Origin of the sequence: Bacillus sp. CR71, assembly GCF_003429245.1 — a bacterium.
GTDB classification, from domain to species: Bacteria; Bacillota; Bacilli; order Bacillales; family Bacillaceae_G; genus Bacillus_A; species Bacillus_A thuringiensis_S.
Genome location: NZ_CP031748.1, coordinates 4,882,162 through 4,898,790 on the forward strand (window position 1 = coordinate 4,882,162; position 16,629 = coordinate 4,898,790).

The following is a 16,629-nucleotide window of genomic DNA, read 5'->3' on the forward strand; positions in this document are numbered from 1 at the left end:
TTTATTGTTGCTCCTTATTTGCAGCAAGAATGAGTTCTTTGGCGCCTTGTTTAATTAAACGGCCCGCGGCTTCTAATCCTACTTCCTCAGGATTAGTACCTACTACTGTCTCTTTTAATAAAACAGAGCCATCCATAGAGCCAACAAGAGCTGTTAATTCGATTGTATCGTTTTCTTTAAGGGTTGCATATCCAGCGATTGGAACTTGACATCCACCTTCAAGTTTATGAAGAAATACTCGCTCCGCTGCCACTGTTCTTTCTGTTATCGCATCATTCATATGCGCTAACAACTGCAATAAATCCTTATCATCCTCACGACATTCAATCGCTAATGCACCTTGTCCTACAGCAGGTACACATAACGTTTCATCTAAATGTTCTGTAATAACTTCATCATCCCAGCCCATTCTTTGTAATCCAGCTGTCGCTAAAATAATCGCATCGTAATCCTCTTCTTTTAATTTACGTAAACGTGTATCGATATTTCCGCGAATCCACTTCACTTGTAAATCTGGTCTCGCAGCGAGTAGCTGTGCACTACGTCTTAAACTACTCGTACCTAAAATAGCACCTTCCGCTAACTCTTTAAACGATGCTCCATTTTTTGAGATAAAAGCATCACGAGGGTCAACACGCTTTGGTGTACAGCCAATCATTAACCCTTCTGGAAGTACGGCTGGCATATCTTTCATACTATGTACAGCCATATCGATTTCTTTCGTAAGTAACGCATGCTCAATTTCTTTAACGAACAAACCTTTTCCGCCTACTTTTGAAAGAGTAACATCTAAAATCACATCACCTTTGGTGACAATTTCTTTCACTTCAAATTCATATGGTAAACCAAGTGCTTTTAACTGATCAATAAACCAGTTTGTTTGTGTTAATGCTAGCTTACTCTTTCGTGACCCTACAATAATTTTGCGCATAATTCTCTCTCCTCATTATAAATACCAAAAGTGGAAATTAGATAAACTACTTAATAAAAAAATGTTAACTAGCATTACGAGAAAGGCCCCTACATTCCACAGTACAATTTTCTTCCCTTGCAATACATCTGCCGCTCTTAAATACAAGCCCGCACAGTATACAAATAGAACGACAAACGAACCAATTACTTTCGTATCATACCAATGAAAATTATCTAATTTTGTATATCCCCATATACATCCTAATAAAATTGCTAGTAAGAAAAATGGAACAGAAAATAAATTTAATCCGTAAGACGTAGATTCAAGCTTCGGTAAATTCCCTAACCTTCTTAATCTCGCATTCCACTTTTTCTTTTTTAATAGGCGATATTGCAGTAAATACATAATAGAAAAAATAAATGATACCGTAAACGTTGCATAAGAAATAATCGCCATTCCAACATGCACGTATACAAGTTCTGAAACTAATTGCTCTGCAAGTACTGGCGACATCTTTCCGAGCGGTGTAAAAATAGAAAAAGCGCTTACGCCAAATGCAACAACATTTGTAAAGAAGACTAAAAAGTCAACGCGCATAAATCGATTTATGACTAACGACATCGTAATCAATAACCAAACATAAAAATAAATCCCTGATAATAAAGTTAAAATGGGGTTCGTTTCTGAATCTGTCGCCCTAAGCAACATAAAAATAGACTGCAATACCCATACAATCGAAAGTAACCAAAAAGCAAATCGGTTCGCCTTTCGGTTACTTTGGAAATAATCTATAAAATATAAACTAATGCTACAAGCATATAAAATAATTGCAATATGATAAATAATACTGTTATTTAAAAAACTCATCCGATCATCCTTCCAAATTATAAAGATGGAACGGATGGTGTCCACACTCTTTTATGTTCTACTTCTTCCGCACGACTCTCTACTTCTTCCGTTTCTAAATCGAAAATCTTCGCAAATAACGCTAATTTTTCGCTCGCTCCCTCTTCAGCAGCTATTTCTTTCGCTACTAAAATTGGGTCTTTTAATAATTGATTAATAATACTTTTCGTATGCTTACTAATGACTTTTTTCTCACGATCACTAAGGTTTGGTATTTTTCGCTCTAGGCTTACCATCGTTTCACTTTGGATTGCAAGTGCCTTATCACGAAGAGCTGATATTAATGGAACAACACCAAGTGTACTTAACCACGTTTTAAATAGAACAATTTCCTCTTCAATCATAAATTGAATTTTCTCCGCTTCTTTCAAACGCTCAGCACGATTTGCTTCCACTACTCCTTGCAGATCATCAATGTCATATAAAAAAGAACCTTCTAACTCATCAATCGCTGGATCAATATCACGTGGTACTGCAATATCAACCATAAATAAAGGGCGACCAGAGCGCATTTTCTCCACCTTTGTCATCATCTCTTTCGTAATGACATACTCAGATGCACCAGTTGAACTAATTAAAATATCTGCTTCTAATAATGCACATTGCAATTCGCTTAACGATTTTGCATGTCCCATATATTTCTCAGCCATTACTTCTGCTTTCGAAAGTGTCCTATTCATAACTGTTACTTTACGAGCACCACTTCCATATAAGTTTTGCAGTGCAAGTTCGCCCATTTTACCAGCACCAAGAATAAGCACATGACAATCTGTTAACTCGCCAAATATTTTCTTTCCAAGCTCAACAGCAGCATAACTAACAGACATTGCACTTTCCCCGATTGTTGTTTCTGAGTGGGCACGTTTTGCTAATGTAATGACTTGCTTAAACAATTCATTAAAAATTGTGCCTGTTGCTTTAACTTGTTGCGCTTCTAAAAAGCTATCTTTTATTTGACCTAAAATCTGTGTTTCTCCGACTACCATCGAATCTAAACCGCACGTTACGCGGAATAAATGATCTATTGCACCATCTTGTTCAAAAATAGTTAAATATGGCGCGACTTCTTCTATTTCAAGCTGAAACCAATCAGCTAAAAACTTCTTAATATAATACCGTCCCGTGTGTAATTGATCGACAACAGCATAAATCTCAGTGCGATTACAAGTTGATACAATGACATTCTCTAACACGCTCTTTTGATTTTGTAATGTAGTCATCGCTCGCTCTAGCTCTGCTGCCTGAAATGTGAGTTTCTCACGAAATTCTACAGGGGCTGTTCGATAATTTACACTAACAACAAGAATATGCACGCAGCATGTCCCCCTTCACCCGTTTTATCACTTTATCTACTATCATAATACAACTTTCCTCTTATGAATCTGACAATCGTGTGAACAACCGATTATTTTTTAATTATTCTCCGTATGTAATAAAGGAGATTCAGTAAACTAATAAAAAAATCTTCTACTTTATAATGATTATAAATTAATAACTCTATTTGTACGTTACCAAAAAAAGTCCTCATAATCAAGTGATGGAAACTATTCCATATAAATTATAACATCATCTTTCCTATCTTCTTTCATCATGAAGGAAAATATGTATGATTGTTCCAAAATGTAGCAAACACTTTCTCAATACAATGTATTTGACATTTTATTTCTTTTTCGTTATATTGATTTTACAAAATTAAATTGTGCACAACTTAATTAGAAGGGAGTTATGTATGACAGAGGACTCTTTGCATCTAGATAACCAACTTTGTTTTTCTATTTATGCCTGTTCTAGAGAGGTTACTCGTTTTTATCGACCTTATTTAGAAGAGATGGGTATTACGTATCCCCAGTACATTACTTTACTCGTACTATGGGAGCAAGATGGACTAACAGTAAAAGAAATTGGAGAACGTCTATTTTTAGATTCCGGTACGTTAACACCTATGTTAAAACGAATGGAATCATTAAAACTTGTAAAACGTGTTCGTTCCAAAGAAGACGAGCGAAAAGTTTGTATTGAATTAACAGAACAAGGCAAAGATTTAAAGGAAAAGGCTTGTTCATTACCGACAACGATGGCTACAAATTTAGGAATTACAGAGCAAGAATATCGCTCTTTATTAATTGAGCTAAATAAACTAATTGAAACAATGAAAACAATTAATGATGGAAAAGGGGAATAAATATGGATAAATTATATACTGCTTCAGTAACAGCAACAGGTGGAAGAAATGGGAAAGTAGTTTCAGATGATGGCATATTAAATCTTGATGTAAAAATGCCGAAAGCACTAGGTGGTGCAGGCGGAGAAGCAACAAATCCAGAACAACTATTTGCAGCTGGTTATGCAGCTTGTTTTGATAGTGCATTACAACTTGTCATTCGTACAAAACGTATGAAAGTAGAAAGTACAGAAGTAACCGCTCACGTTTCTATCGGAAAAGATACAGATGGTGGTTTTGGCCTATCTGCCGTGCTTGATGTACATGTCGCTGGCGTTTCACATAGCGAAGCAAAAGAACTTGTAGAAGCGGCTCACGGTGTATGTCCATATTCGAAAGCAACGAGAGGAAATATCGAGGTTACATTAAACGTAAAATAAAAAATGTAGTAAATAAAAAAACGCGCGACATTCGTCACGCGTTTTTTGTTTTTGTCATTTTATGAATTGCCTTCCACGCTTCTTCTTTTCCAAGTCCTGTTTCAGAAGAGAATAGAACGATTTCATCGCCAATTTCAACAGCAAGCGTTTCTTTTACAACTTTTAAATGCTTTTGCCATTTCCCTTTCGGGATTTTATCGGCTTTCGTCGCAATAATAATTGTTGGGATTTCATAATGCTTTAAGAAATCATACATCATCACGTCATCACTTGTTGGTTGGTGACGTAAATCAACTACTAATACAGCTGCGTCTAATTGCTTACGCGTTGTAAAGTACGTTTCAATCATTTTCCCCCATGCCGCGCGCTCCGATTTAGACACTTTCGCATATCCATAACCTGGAACGTCAACAAAATGCATCATCTCATTGATTAAGAAAAAGTTCAGTGTTTGCGTTTTTCCTGGTTTAGAAGAAATACGCACTAACTTTTTACGATTTAAAATTTTATTAATAAAGGAAGACTTCCCGACATTTGAACGACCTGCTAATGCAATTTCTGGTAAATCACTGTCTGGATATTGTTCTGGTTTAACAGCACTAATTACAATATCTGCTTTTGTTACTTTCATTGTTTCACTCCTACTAATGCGTGCTCCAATACTTCATCTAAATGAGATGCAAGCACAAACGTAAGGTTTTCTTTTACGCTCTCTGGAATATCATCTAAATCTTTCTCGTTTTCTGCTGGCAAAATAATTTTTGTTAAGCCTGCGCGGTGAGCACTTAATGTTTTTTCTTTTAAGCCACCAATTGGTAATACACGACCACGAAGTGTAATTTCACCTGTCATACCTACTTCTTTACTTACAGGAATACCTGTTAGTGCAGAAATAAGTGCCGTTGCCATTGTAATACCTGCTGACGGTCCATCTTTTGGAACTGCTCCTTCTGGAACATGAATATGAATATCATTTTTCTCATGGAAATTCGGGTCAATCTGAAGCTCTTCTGCACGAGAGCGTATATAACTAAACGCAGCTTGTGCTGATTCTTTCATAACATCCCCAAGTTTCCCCGTTAAAATTAGTTTCCCTTTTCCTGGCGCTACAGAAACTTCAATTGCAAGTGTATCGCCGCCTGCTGCTGTGTAAGCTAGACCTGTTGCCATACCAACTTGGTCTGTTTTTTCAGCTTGCCCATAACGGAATATGTGTTTACCAAGTAAATCAACAATCTTTTTCTCTGTCACAACGATACGTTTACGTTCTGCTGTAACGATAATTTTCGCTACTTTACGGCAAACTTTTGCAATTTGGCGTTCTAGCGTACGAACACCAGCCTCACGTGTATAATAACGAATAATTTCAAGAAGCGCCTCATCACGCACTTGTAAATTACCTTTTCGTAAGCCATGCTCTTTTAATTGTTTCGGCAATAAATGCTCACGAGCAATGTGTACTTTTTCAAGTTCTGTATAGCCAGCAATCGAAATGATTTCCATACGGTCAAGTAATGGACCTGGAATACTTGAAAGTGTATTAGCGGTTGCTACAAACATAACTTTCGATAGATCATATGGTTCTTCAATGTAATGATCACTGAAGTTATGGTTTTGTTCTGGATCTAATACTTCAAGTAATGCCGCTGATGGATCTCCACGGAAATCGTTAGACATTTTATCAATCTCATCTAATAAGAAGACTGGATTAACTGTTTTCGCCTTTTTCATACCTTGAATAATGCGTCCTGGCATTGCTCCAACATATGTACGGCGGTGACCACGAATTTCAGATTCATCACGCACACCACCAAGAGATGCACGGACAAATTTACGATTCAATGATGTTGCAATTGAACGCGCTAACGAAGTTTTGCCGACCCCAGGAGGGCCTACTAAACAAAGGATAGGTCCTTTTAATGAATTCGTTAACTTCTGTACAGCTAAATATTCAAGTACACGCTCTTTCACTTTTTCAAGACCGTAATGATCGTTATTTAAAATCTCTTCTGAATGAGCAAGATCAATTATATCTTCTGTTGCCTCTGTCCACGGAAGCGCTAATAACCAATCAATATAATTGCGAATAACACCACTCTCCGCAGAACTTGCTAGTAACTTTTCATAACGATCTAATTCTTTCAGCGCAGCCTTCATTGTTTCTTCAGGCATTCCTGACTGTTCAATTTTTTCACGAAGTTCTTCTACTTCTCCGCCCTTACCTTCTTTGTCGCCAAGTTCAGTTTGAATCGCCTTCATTTGCTCACGTAAGAAATATTCTTTTTGCGTGCGCTCCATTGAACGTTTCACTTTTTGTCCAATCTTCTTTTCTAGGCTAAGTAACTCTTGTTCATCTTGAATAATTGAAATAAGTGTATGTAATCGTTCTTTTACAGATACAATCTCTAGAATCTCTTGTTTCTGCTTCGTTTTAATCGGCAAGTGAGAAGCAATTAGATCAGCTAATCTCCCTGGTTCTTCTACATCAGCTACCGTTGCAAATGTTTCATTTGAAACTTTTTTCGAAACTTTAATATATTGTTCGAAATGCTCCAGTAACGTACGCATAAGAGCTTTCTCTTCTAAATCATCTTCTACTTCTTCAGTTACCGTTTTAATAGACACTTGTACTATATTTTCTTCTTCGATAAACTCTATTACTTCTGCTCTATGTAAACCTTCCACAAGGACACGAAGCGTACCGTTCGGCAATTTTAACATTTGCTTGACTTTCGCCACTGTACCTACACTATATATGTCATCTTCTTTCGGATCATCGATATTCATTTCTTTTTGCATTGCTAAAAAGATGATATTTTCATCCATTGCCGCCTGCTCTAGTGCTTGTATCGATTTATCACGTCCTACATCAAGATGCAAAACCATCGTTGGATATACGAGAACGCCTCTTAATGGTAGGAGGGGCACGATTCTTTCGTTCGTATTCATACTAGACATAGCACCTCCATAATAAATTAAACTCCTGTTCAACTATTTTATATTACAATACACCTAGATGCAATTGCTGAGATTCCTCGCAATTATAAATAGCTTATTTTTCTACCTCACGAAAAGAAAAAAGACTCCGATTAAGCATACAAACTTAAACGAAGTCTGGCAAATTTTATTATTGTTTATTTTTACATAGATTGTGCATCTGTTTCGTCTACGTTAGTATGTACATCTAGCTCTCTATGCGCATTTTCTTGCATAAATGTTAACTCAAATACTTCTTTTAACTTACGGACAGGAATAATTTCGATTCCCTTTATAGTATACAAAAATGGTTGCATATTTTCAGCAGGAATAATGACTTTCTTAGCTCCCGCTTTTTTCGCAGCTTTTATTTTTGCGTACACGCCACCAATAGGCTTTACTTCTCCGTGTATACTTATTTCACCTGTCATCGCTACTTCATTATTTACATATGTGCGATGCACCGCAGAATATACACCTGTTGCCATAGCGATTCCTGCAGAAGGTCCATCAATTGGGATACCACCTGGAAAATTAATATGTATATCGTATCCTTCTGGCAACACATCTAAAGAACGAAGTACTGTTAATACATTATCAACAGAGCCTTTTGCCATACTTTTACGGCGAATCGATTTCGTTTGACTACCAATACTTTCTTCTTCTACAATTCCGGTAACATTTACCGACCCTTTATCTTTCGCCGGAATTGCTGTTACTTCAATTTCTAATAACGCACCTGTATTTGGTCCGTATACAGCAAGACCATTTACAAGACCAATCCTTGGAATCGGATAAATGTGCTTTTCGTATTTCGGTGTAAGCTGACTTGAGTGAACAACCCACTCTATATCTTCATCTTTAATGAAAGAACGTTCTTCATTTATCGCCATACCAGCAGAGATTTGCACGAGATTAATCGCTTCTCGTCCATTTCTTGCATACATCCCAATCATTTCAATACCATTTTCGCCTATTTGCATTTCTACTTTTTCCGCGGCATTTTTCGCTACTTTTTGAATTTCTTCCGTATCTAATTCACGGAAAAATACTTCTAAGCAACGTGACCGAATAGCAGGAGGAATTTCCTCTGGCGAACGTGTCGTTGCTCCAACTAAGCGAAAATCTGCCGGTAAGCCTTTTTGGAAAATATCATGTATATATGTTGGGATCATCGTATTTTCTTCACTATAGTACGCACTTTCTAAAAATACTTTTCGATCTTCTAACACCTTTAACATTTTGTTCATTTGAATCGGATGGAGTTCGCCAATCTCATCAATAAACAAAATACCACCATGCGCATCTGTTACAGCACCTTTTTTCGGTTGCGGAATACCTGCTTGTCCCATCGCCCCAGCACCTTGATAAATCGGATCATGCACCGAACCAATTAAAGGGTCTGCGATACCACGTTCATCAAACCGAGCTGTCGTCGCATCAAGTTCAATAAATGTTGCATTCGTACGAAATGGAGATTTAGGATTTCGTTTCGCTTCTTCTAATACAAGACGTGCTGCCGCTGTTTTCCCAACACCTGGCGGGCCATATATGATTACATGTTGCGGATTCGGACCACAAAGAGCCGCTTTTAACGACTTAATCCCGTCCTCTTGCCCTACAATATCTAAAAAGGTTGTAGGACGCACCTTTTCTGCTAGCGGCTCTGTTAAAGAAATCTCACGCATTTTACGAAGCTGTTCTAATTCTTTTTTCGATTCTCGATCAATTGAAACTTTTTGTGTTCGTTGATTTCGAAGTAAATGCCAGAAATATAATCCGACAATTACACCAAAAACAAGTTGAACAACTAAAAATATATTTGTCCAGCTCATTATTTATTTCCTCCCGCAATATTTTATCTCTTAGTATTTCCGCGGAGGAACGTAGCTAAACATAAAGAAAAACAGCAATTATAAAAATTGCTGTTTCCCTTTCGCATTATGCAGATGTTTTTGTATCAAGTACAGTACCGTCTTGTAACACCAATTTTGGCGGTTCATTATCAGCTACTGTTTCTTTTGTAAGAATACACTTCTCGATATCTTTACGAGATGGAAGTTCGAACATTACATCAAGCATTAAGCCTTCAATAATAGAACGAAGTCCACGAGCACCCGTTTTACGTTCAATTGCTTTTTTCGCAATTTCGATTAGTGCACCTTCTTCAAACTCTAACTCAACATCGTCAAGCTCCAATAGTTTTTGGAATTGCTTAACAAGTGCATTTTTCGGTTTCGTTAAAATATCAACAAGAGCATCTTCATCAAGTGGCTCTAGGTTCGCAATAACTGGAAGACGACCGATAAACTCTGGAATTAAACCAAATCTTAAAAGATCCTCTGGTAATACGTGAGATAAAACATGCTTCTCATTTACATCAGCATTTTTCTTCTCAGAACCAAATCCAATTACTTTCTCACCAAGGCGACGTTTAATAATCGGCTCAATGCCATCAAACGCTCCACCACAAATGAATAAGATGTTCGTTGTATCAATTTGAATGAACTCTTGGTGCGGATGCTTACGACCACCTTGAGGTGGAACGCTTGCTACAGTACCTTCTAAAATTTTCAGAAGTGCCTGCTGCACACCTTCACCAGATACATCACGTGTAATTGATGGATTTTCGGACTTACGTGCCACTTTATCAATCTCATCAATATAAATGATTCCTTTTTCCGCTTTCTCTACATCATAATCAGCTGCTTGAATTAATTTTAGTAAGATATTTTCTACATCTTCCCCAACATATCCAGCTTCTGTTAAAGATGTTGCGTCCGCGATTGCAAATGGAACATTTAAAATACGCGCTAACGTTTGTGCCAGTAATGTTTTACCACTACCTGTTGGCCCGATAAGTGCGATATTACTCTTCGCTAATTCTACATCATCAATTTTGCTGTTAGAATTAATGCGTTTGTAATGATTATATACCGCTACCGCTAGTGCTTTTTTCGCGCTATCTTGCCCGATGACATACTCATCTAAGATTTCACGAATTTCTACCGGTTTCGGTACATCTTTGAATTCTACTTCTTCGTCCTTCGCAAGCTCCTCTTGTACAATTTCAGTACAAAGTTCGATACACTCGTCACAAATGTAAACACCTGGACCTGCCACTAACTTTCGAACTTGCGTTTGTGTTTTACCACAGAAAGAACATTTTAATTGCCCTTTTTCATCATTAAATTTAAACATATTTTCACACCCCTTACAAAGTGCTAACCTCTTGCCTTCGTATGTACACGATAAATGTATCGTATGTAAATACATATTATGTCACTACGTGGCGAGAAATACAAATAATATGACTAGTTATGTACAAATAAAAAAATTTTAAAACTTTTGAAATATGTATATTCGACTTGTAAAGGAACATTTCCTTCTCCATCGAAAAGTTTTATAAATATATTTCTATATTTATAAAACAAGGCACGATTAAAATCGTGCCTTGTTATTTTATTATGCAGCGTTTTCTACTAAGAAGTCTACAGCTTTACGCACTTTAAGATCTTCAGCTAAAGCGTCTACACTTCCAAGAGCTTGCTTGATAGCGTCTACTGGCATACCGTACATTTCAGCCATTTTTTCAACTTCTGCAGTTACTTCTTCTTCAGTAACTTCGATGTTTTCAGCTTCAATGATAGCTTCAAGAACAAGATTGATTCTTACACGTTTTTGTGCATCTTCTTTCATTTGCTCTTTTAATTTGTCAGCGTCAGTACCTGTGAATTGGTAGTAAAGCTCAAGGTTCATACCTTGTTGGCTTAAACGTTGCTCGAATTCACGAACCATACGATCTAACTCAGTGTTGATCATAGCTTCTGGAAGTTCGATTTCAGCGTTAGCAGCAGCTAATTCTACTACTTCGTCACGTACTTTGTGCTCAGCTTCGTGCTTTTTGCCTTCTTCTAAGTTTGTGCGAAGTTTTGCTTTTAATTCATCAAGAGTTGCAACCGCTTCGTCTGCTTCTTTAGCGAACTCGTCGTTTAACTCAGGAAGTTCTTTTGTTTTGATTTCGTGAATTGTTACTTTGAATGTTGCTGGTTTGCCAGCTAATTCAGCAGCATGGTACTCTTCTGGGAATGATACTTCAACGTCTTTAGACTCACCAGATTTAAGACCGATTACTTGCTCTTCGAAACCTGGGATGAATGTACCAGAACCGATTGCTAGAGAGTAGTTTTCGCCTTTTCCGCCTTCAAATGCTTCGCCATCAACGAAACCTTCGAAGTCGATTACAGCTGTATCACCGTTTTCAACAGTTCCTTCTTCTTTAACAACTAGTTCAGCTTGACGCTCTTGTAAAGATTTTAATTCGTTCTCTACATCTTCGTCAGTTACAGTTGTTTCAACTTTTTCTACTGCTAAACCTTTGTACTCACCTAATTTAACTTCAGGTTTCACTGTAACTTTTGCAGTGAAGATAAGGTTAGCATTTTTTTCGAACTTCTCGATGTCGATTTCAGGATGATCAACTGGGAAGATACCAGCTTCTTCAATCGCTTCACCGTATGCTTTTGGTAAAATGATATCTAAAGCATCTTGGTATAAAGATTCAATACCAAAGCGTTGTTCGAATAATGGACGAGGCATTTTTCCTTTACGGAAACCTGGTACGTTAATTGTTTTTACTACTTTTTTGAACGCAGCGTCGATAGAGTTGTTTACTTCTTTAGCATCAACTTCGATTGTTAAAACGCCAACGTTACCTTCTAATTTTTCCCATTTTGTAGACATTTATTCTTTCCCTCCAACTATAATAATGTATGCACATACCTCTATAGATTAAAATCTTCATTATCTCTTTTTTGAAATAACAAATACACAAATAACCCTCTAGCAAAAGCTTTCAGATATAATGTTCCAATCTACTAATTGCCCAGAAGACAACTACGGTATATTTTGTTCGAGAATAATATGAAACATATTAAGTAAGAGAATTGCACTTCTCTTCTCTTACAAACAGGCAGATTTCTGCCTTTTGCAACCCTTACATTATAACATAGAATATGCTCGTTTCAAGAACTGAACGATTCTTTTTCATAATTATACGGGCAAATATCCTTCTCTTTCAACACGTAATAACCATTGATAGGCAATATGAAACTCTTCCAATTCGATATTATATGCTGCCATAAGCTCTTCTTCATCAATAGCCAATCCGAAACGCTTTCTTCCAATTCTCTCTAAAACAGCTGACCAAATCTCTTCTTTATCCATTAATAGAGCGAATGGGAAAACGCTAATTTGCAACTCTTTCCAATATGTAACCATCGCTTCAAATATATCGGGATAATTTTGCTCTAATCGGCTTGATAATTTATGTATAATGTTATTGGATTGCTCCTCATTATGACCTGTAAATGCTGGAATCACCTTAATCGTATTTCCAAACTTTTCTACCTCTATTTCTTCTTCTACCTGACTTTCTATCATTTTATACAAAATAGAAGTTTTCAAATAGGGGTGCTGCTCTTCGTCTATTAAAAATTTCTTTAAAACAGGTAATGCAAGATCTAAATCTTTTAACGAAAGTCGCTGAATCGCTCTTAGCTTCTGTCCAAAGTTTTCTCCAAAAATTTCATTAGTAAACTCATCCAATTCAAAGTTTGAATCCACTAGCGATGCGTCTCCCTCATTTAGCATACCTTCTGCAAATAAAGCAAGCTGCGCTAATTTTTCCTTTTGATCAGGCATTATATCTTTCGTTTGTAAAACCTTTTCAACAGTTTCAATAACACCTTCATAATCATTTGTTTGAACTAAAATTGTTACGTACGTTTCAAGAATATCACCAAATAAGACAACTCCTGTTTTAAGCAACTGTTCACATTTATCTTTCGCTTCTTCCATACGTTTTAATTCGAGTAAACAAATAACTGAAGCTAATTCCGTTTGTTCCGTTTCCGCATTATACTGACGTAATATTTCAAAGCAACGCAATGCATCTTCGAATTTCCGCTCTTTCAGCGCTAAAAAACCTTCATCAATATAGCGCTCTGATAGTTGTGGAAACAATACGACCGTATTTTCTTTTTTATCCATACGTCCGCCTCTTTTTCTTGATTTTAATTATGCTCAAAGTAAATATATCAAATGCGTAATGAGAACACAACATCCCTAAATCATTTGTTTGAAATATAAAAATATTTAATTTTTATATTCCGATACGAGTAAATCTCCACTAAAAATTAAAATTGTACAAATAAAAATCCCCAGCAACAAGCGCAGAGGATTCATCATTAATGGAAAGCTTTTATAATTGTGGGGTATATTACAAGGGTAATAATTTGGAGAACAATAATTGCCATAACAATCATGCTAAAATAGAAGATTGGTTTACTTCGCTTCATTAAAAACATAATAATAAGCATCGTACAAGCAAACAAACTTAAGAAGAACAAACTTGTTGTCGAACTAAGTATACCACTTGGGACAAAGAACAATAACACTACACTACAAGTACCTATAATTCCAAATAACCATTCCATTCATTCACTCATTCCCTTTCCCTCTCATAGCTGTTTTCTCTAAGCAATCAAATGTTTCACAACATCGACTACATACGTTAATTTCTCATACGCTACAAATCCAAAAGCAACCGTTAAGCCCGTTACAACTAACCCTTTCATCATTTCTTCCTCCTCGTTTTATCGTTGTTATCTTCATTATAAAAGATTAGCAATTTCTTACCATCGAACTACCTTACAGTTACCTTACAGAATTGTAAGATTTCAAAAAGGGATTGAAAAACACCTCATATCGCTTGAGGTGCTTTCACGAAATTTCTCTATAATCACTTGCAAAATTAGCTTTTTTCTCTTGGTTACTTTTCGGCGAATCGACTCTTAGACTAATAGATTTACTAAATAATTTAGGATCAAAATAATTATGCGTTACTTTTCTTAACTTACCTTCAGATATTTTCGTATTACAAGAAAACAAAAAATGAAAATCATGTTAATATATTTTTGTACAATTAAGAATTTAATTTACAAGGGGGATTATATATGTTCAAAAAAGTAGCTGCTGATGTTTTAGGGTTAAGCGATGTAGGTTCTGTCATTACACCGAAAGATTACGATAAAGTTGATGCTGATGATTACGTGATGCACGAAGATGGAGAGAAAATTTATTTTCTAATTAAATCCAAATCAGATGAATATTGCTTCACAAACAAAGGATTACTCCACCTAGATGGTACAAGCGCAACAAGTAAAAAACGCACACTGCGCCGCTATAGCTATAGTAAATATCAAATTAAAAACGTAGCACTTGAAACTGCAGGAACGATTGATTTAGATATAGAAATTAAGTTTCAAATGGGAGATGAGCATTACTCAATTGATGTTCATAAAAAACATATTGAAGAATTAAAAGATTTATATAAGGCTTTACTTAAAATTGAAGAAATTTCATACGACAACGACATTACATTACAATATGCACATAAAAGTTTAGATATGGCATCTAATGCTTTCAGCCGTATTTCAAACGCACAAGTAAACTTAGCAGAGCAATTTAAAGAGATGAACGAGATTGCCTTTAACTGGCTTGTTGATACGAAGAAACAATACAATGTGAAAGATTATGGTTTTGTATTTGAGAAGTTTATTAATAACTAATTTAAAACAAAAAACCTTGTTATCAAAAGATAACAAGGTTTTTTTAGCGTCCCAGGAGAGATTCGAACTCCCGCTCCGCCCATTCCATACTATTTTATATATTTTGATCGCAGTCTTAATATATCTTCTCCTTCGCGAATGCCTGCCGATCCCTTCCTCACATTTTTTACGACAGTCCAATTCGGATTAGTTTCATCACCGATGTTCTGTACTGTAAAGTTGCCGTCACCATATTTCCGTTGACCTTCTGCCAATTTCTCCGTTAAATCATTCTCTTTTGTTCTCGCCATCTTTGCGCCATCTCCCTTTTTATACAACCTTCTTAAACTGTCCAACTAATCACACGTCCAGTCAATTGGAGATTCTCGTTTTCCGCTTCTATTAATTGTAACACACTATCAGGGATAAGTTCCGATAACGGCTACTCAATCACACTAGAATGGTAAAAACTTTTATAACATTGCAAGTGAACAATTAGGAGAATCTGGATATGGATTTGAGTTCTACCATAAGCCTATTGATTCTTTAAATTAAATATGAGGAACAGGGCGCATAAAGTGTAACTTTAATCAACCCTCACCAATCGGACTTTTACGGACAGCCCGACCCCACCTAACTTCTTTGCTTCCGCTGAATTTTGAGGTGGGGGTCTTACTGCCCGGCAAATAGCGGGATAAACGGCGCTCTTTTTATTTAAGAAAAAGAAGTACATATGCAACTGCTTAATATCGAAGGAAAGGTCGCAGATATTAAGAATGAACTACACTTATAACCCAAACATCAATTTTTAGACAAACAAAAACCTTGTTATCAAAAGATAACAAGGTTTTTGTTAGCGTCCCAGGAGAGATTCGAACTCCCGACCGTACGCTTAGAAGGCGTATGCTCTATCCGGCTGAGCTACTGGGACATGGAGCGGGTGAAGAGAATCGAACTCTCGACCAGAGCTTGGAAGGCTCTTGTTTTACCACTAAACTACACCCGCATATGTTATTTTCTTTTCTTCGTTAGCGCCGTTGCCCTATCGACAATATTTATTATATGTATAACCATACATAAAGTCAACACCTTTTTTAAAAGAGGATAAATTTTATTATCCTCTTTTAAAAACTGCTTGTTCAACTAGTTGTCCGTCTAACGTTTCAAAACGAACTTCCATTTGATTTTCATCCATTTCTAATAAAGCAAATGTCTTTTCTACACGTTGACGTGGTAATAAAATACTGCCTGGATTAATAAATAAAACGCCCTCGATTAATTCCGCACCTAATACGTGAGAATGTCCGAAGCATGCAACTTGCGCTCCCACTTCTTCAGCATGGTACGCTAGCGTTTGTAATGTCATTTTCACATTATGGCGATGTCCATGCACTACTAAGAAGCGAATTCCATCTACATCAGTTACAATTTCATCTTGAAAGTTAGCATAATCACAGTTTCCTTTTACAACATGGAAACCTTGCAGTTCTTCATGAGCAGGCGTTAGCTCTGAATCACCGCAATGAATCATGATATCTACTTTCCCTTCATATTTCTCTTTCAACTGCTGTAATTCCTTCACAGAGCTATGACTATCGCTTACGATTAAAGCTTTCATCATTC

15 protein-coding genes and 2 tRNA genes are annotated in these 16,629 nt (G+C 36.5%); 3 read left to right on the plus strand and 14 right to left on the minus strand.

Features of this window, described 5'->3' with window-relative positions; translation table 11 throughout:
• Position 1: 1 nt before the first annotated feature.
• From hemC to hemA, 3 genes are read right to left on the minus strand one after another with little or no spacing between them, the layout of a single operon-like run.
• Complete coding sequence (gene hemC, locus DOS87_RS24555) at positions 2-931, minus strand: hydroxymethylbilane synthase (protein ID WP_001226403.1); 930 nt, start codon at positions 929-931, stop codon at positions 2-4.
• A gap of 15 nt (positions 932-946) precedes the next feature.
• Positions 947-1,780 carry a cytochrome c biogenesis protein gene (locus DOS87_RS24560; RefSeq protein ID WP_000009002.1) on the minus strand — a complete coding sequence of 278 codons (834 nt, stop codon included), beginning with the start codon at positions 1,778-1,780 and terminating at the stop codon, positions 947-949.
• Positions 1,781-1,797: 17 nt separating this feature from the next.
• On the minus strand, positions 1,798-3,132 hold the full coding sequence (gene hemA / locus DOS87_RS24565; RefSeq protein WP_000547868.1) for a glutamyl-tRNA reductase: 1,335 nt from the start codon (positions 3,130-3,132) through the stop codon (positions 1,798-1,800).
• Between the two features lie 416 nt (positions 3,133-3,548).
• Between hemA and DOS87_RS24570 the strand changes: the two genes are divergently transcribed.
• Together DOS87_RS24570 and DOS87_RS24575 are read left to right on the plus strand one after the other, a co-directional pair.
• A complete protein-coding gene (locus tag DOS87_RS24570; protein ID WP_000133913.1) occupies positions 3,549-4,001 on the plus strand; it encodes a MarR family winged helix-turn-helix transcriptional regulator in 453 nt (150 codons plus the stop codon).
• 2 nt (positions 4,002-4,003) lie between these two features.
• Positions 4,004-4,420, plus strand: coding sequence for an organic hydroperoxide resistance protein (locus tag DOS87_RS24575; protein ID WP_097825881.1), 417 nt, complete (start codon positions 4,004-4,006; stop codon positions 4,418-4,420).
• Positions 4,421-4,454: 34 nt separating this feature from the next.
• On the opposite strand, the gene ysxC is transcribed toward DOS87_RS24575, so the two are convergent.
• The 7 genes from ysxC to DOS87_RS24610 form a co-directional block, all read right to left on the minus strand.
• Positions 4,455-5,051 (minus strand): ribosome biogenesis GTP-binding protein YsxC, encoded by a 597-nt coding sequence (ysxC, locus tag DOS87_RS24580; protein ID WP_000869118.1) that lies wholly within the window; start codon positions 5,049-5,051, stop codon positions 4,455-4,457.
• Entirely contained in the window at positions 5,048-7,378 is a 2,331-nt protein-coding gene (lon, locus tag DOS87_RS24585) for an endopeptidase La (protein WP_208730131.1), read from the minus strand. The genes ysxC and lon overlap by 4 nt, the downstream gene beginning before the upstream one ends.
• 182 nt (positions 7,379-7,560) lie before the next feature.
• Positions 7,561-9,231, minus strand: coding sequence for an ATP-dependent protease LonB (gene lonB, locus DOS87_RS24590; protein WP_000119171.1), 1,671 nt, complete (start codon positions 9,229-9,231; stop codon positions 7,561-7,563).
• A gap of 106 nt (positions 9,232-9,337) precedes the next feature.
• Entirely contained in the window at positions 9,338-10,597 is a 1,260-nt protein-coding gene (gene clpX, locus DOS87_RS24595; protein WP_000472289.1) for an ATP-dependent protease ATP-binding subunit ClpX, read from the minus strand.
• 264 nt (positions 10,598-10,861) lie between these two features.
• Positions 10,862-12,139, minus strand: coding sequence for a trigger factor (tig, locus tag DOS87_RS24600; RefSeq protein ID WP_098578087.1), 1,278 nt, complete (start codon positions 12,137-12,139; stop codon positions 10,862-10,864).
• Between the two features lie 309 nt (positions 12,140-12,448).
• On the minus strand, positions 12,449-13,447 hold the full coding sequence (locus tag DOS87_RS24605) for a hypothetical protein (protein WP_000358275.1): 999 nt from the start codon (positions 13,445-13,447) through the stop codon (positions 12,449-12,451).
• A 197-nt stretch (positions 13,448-13,644) separates the two neighbouring features.
• On the minus strand, positions 13,645-13,893 hold the full coding sequence (locus DOS87_RS24610) for a hypothetical protein (RefSeq protein WP_001983650.1): 249 nt from the start codon (positions 13,891-13,893) through the stop codon (positions 13,645-13,647).
• A 519-nt stretch (positions 13,894-14,412) separates the two neighbouring features.
• Here DOS87_RS24610 and DOS87_RS24615 point away from each other — a divergent pair.
• Positions 14,413-15,027, plus strand: a complete 615-nt coding sequence (locus DOS87_RS24615; RefSeq protein ID WP_000475213.1) for a PH domain-containing protein — start codon at positions 14,413-14,415, stop codon at positions 15,025-15,027.
• Positions 15,028-15,116: 89 nt separating this feature from the next.
• Here the strand turns inward: DOS87_RS24615 and DOS87_RS24620 are convergent, their stop codons facing one another.
• The 4 genes from DOS87_RS24620 to DOS87_RS24635 all read right to left on the minus strand — a co-directional run bounded on the left by DOS87_RS24620 (position 15,117) and on the right by DOS87_RS24635 (position 16,624).
• Positions 15,117-15,317, minus strand: coding sequence for a hypothetical protein (locus DOS87_RS24620; RefSeq protein WP_000124591.1), 201 nt, complete (start codon positions 15,315-15,317; stop codon positions 15,117-15,119).
• Between the two features lie 546 nt (positions 15,318-15,863).
• Positions 15,864-15,937: transfer RNA gene (locus tag DOS87_RS24625), tRNA-Arg, on the minus strand.
• Between the two features lies 1 nt (position 15,938).
• Positions 15,939-16,012: transfer RNA gene (locus DOS87_RS24630), tRNA-Gly, on the minus strand.
• Positions 16,013-16,120: 108 nt separating this feature from the next.
• Entirely contained in the window at positions 16,121-16,624 is a 504-nt protein-coding gene (locus tag DOS87_RS24635) for a metallophosphoesterase (RefSeq protein ID WP_000645488.1), read from the minus strand.
• Positions 16,625-16,629: the final 5 nt, after the last annotated feature.

Bases quoted from the DNA above. Each gene is read 5' to 3' on its own strand.
- hemC (WP_001226403.1), bottom strand. From the start codon at position 931: ATGCGCAAAATTATTGTAGGGTCACGAAAGAGTAAGCTAGCATTAACA.
- DOS87_RS24560 (WP_000009002.1), bottom strand. From the start codon at position 1,780: ATGAGTTTTTTAAATAACAGTATTATTTATCATATTGCAATTATTTTA.
- DOS87_RS24570 (WP_000133913.1), top strand. From the start codon at position 3,549: ATGACAGAGGACTCTTTGCATCTAGATAACCAACTTTGTTTTTCTATT.
- DOS87_RS24575 (WP_097825881.1), top strand. From the start codon at position 4,004: ATGGATAAATTATATACTGCTTCAGTAACAGCAACAGGTGGAAGAAAT.
- ysxC (WP_000869118.1), bottom strand. From the start codon at position 5,051: ATGAAAGTAACAAAAGCAGATATTGTAATTAGTGCTGTTAAACCAGAA.
- lon (WP_208730131.1), bottom strand. From the start codon at position 7,378: ATGTCTAGTATGAATACGAACGAAAGAATCGTGCCCCTCCTACCATTA.
- lonB (WP_000119171.1), bottom strand. From the start codon at position 9,231: ATGAGCTGGACAAATATATTTTTAGTTGTTCAACTTGTTTTTGGTGTA.
- clpX (WP_000472289.1), bottom strand. From the start codon at position 10,597: ATGTTTAAATTTAATGATGAAAAAGGGCAATTAAAATGTTCTTTCTGT.
- tig (WP_098578087.1), bottom strand. From the start codon at position 12,139: ATGTCTACAAAATGGGAAAAATTAGAAGGTAACGTTGGCGTTTTAACA.
- DOS87_RS24605 (WP_000358275.1), bottom strand. From the start codon at position 13,447: ATGGATAAAAAAGAAAATACGGTCGTATTGTTTCCACAACTATCAGAG.
- DOS87_RS24610 (WP_001983650.1), bottom strand. From the start codon at position 13,893: ATGGAATGGTTATTTGGAATTATAGGTACTTGTAGTGTAGTGTTATTG.
- DOS87_RS24615 (WP_000475213.1), top strand. From the start codon at position 14,413: ATGTTCAAAAAAGTAGCTGCTGATGTTTTAGGGTTAAGCGATGTAGGT.
- DOS87_RS24620 (WP_000124591.1), bottom strand. From the start codon at position 15,317: ATGGCGAGAACAAAAGAGAATGATTTAACGGAGAAATTGGCAGAAGGT.
- DOS87_RS24635 (WP_000645488.1), bottom strand. From the start codon at position 16,624: ATGAAAGCTTTAATCGTAAGCGATAGTCATAGCTCTGTGAAGGAATTA.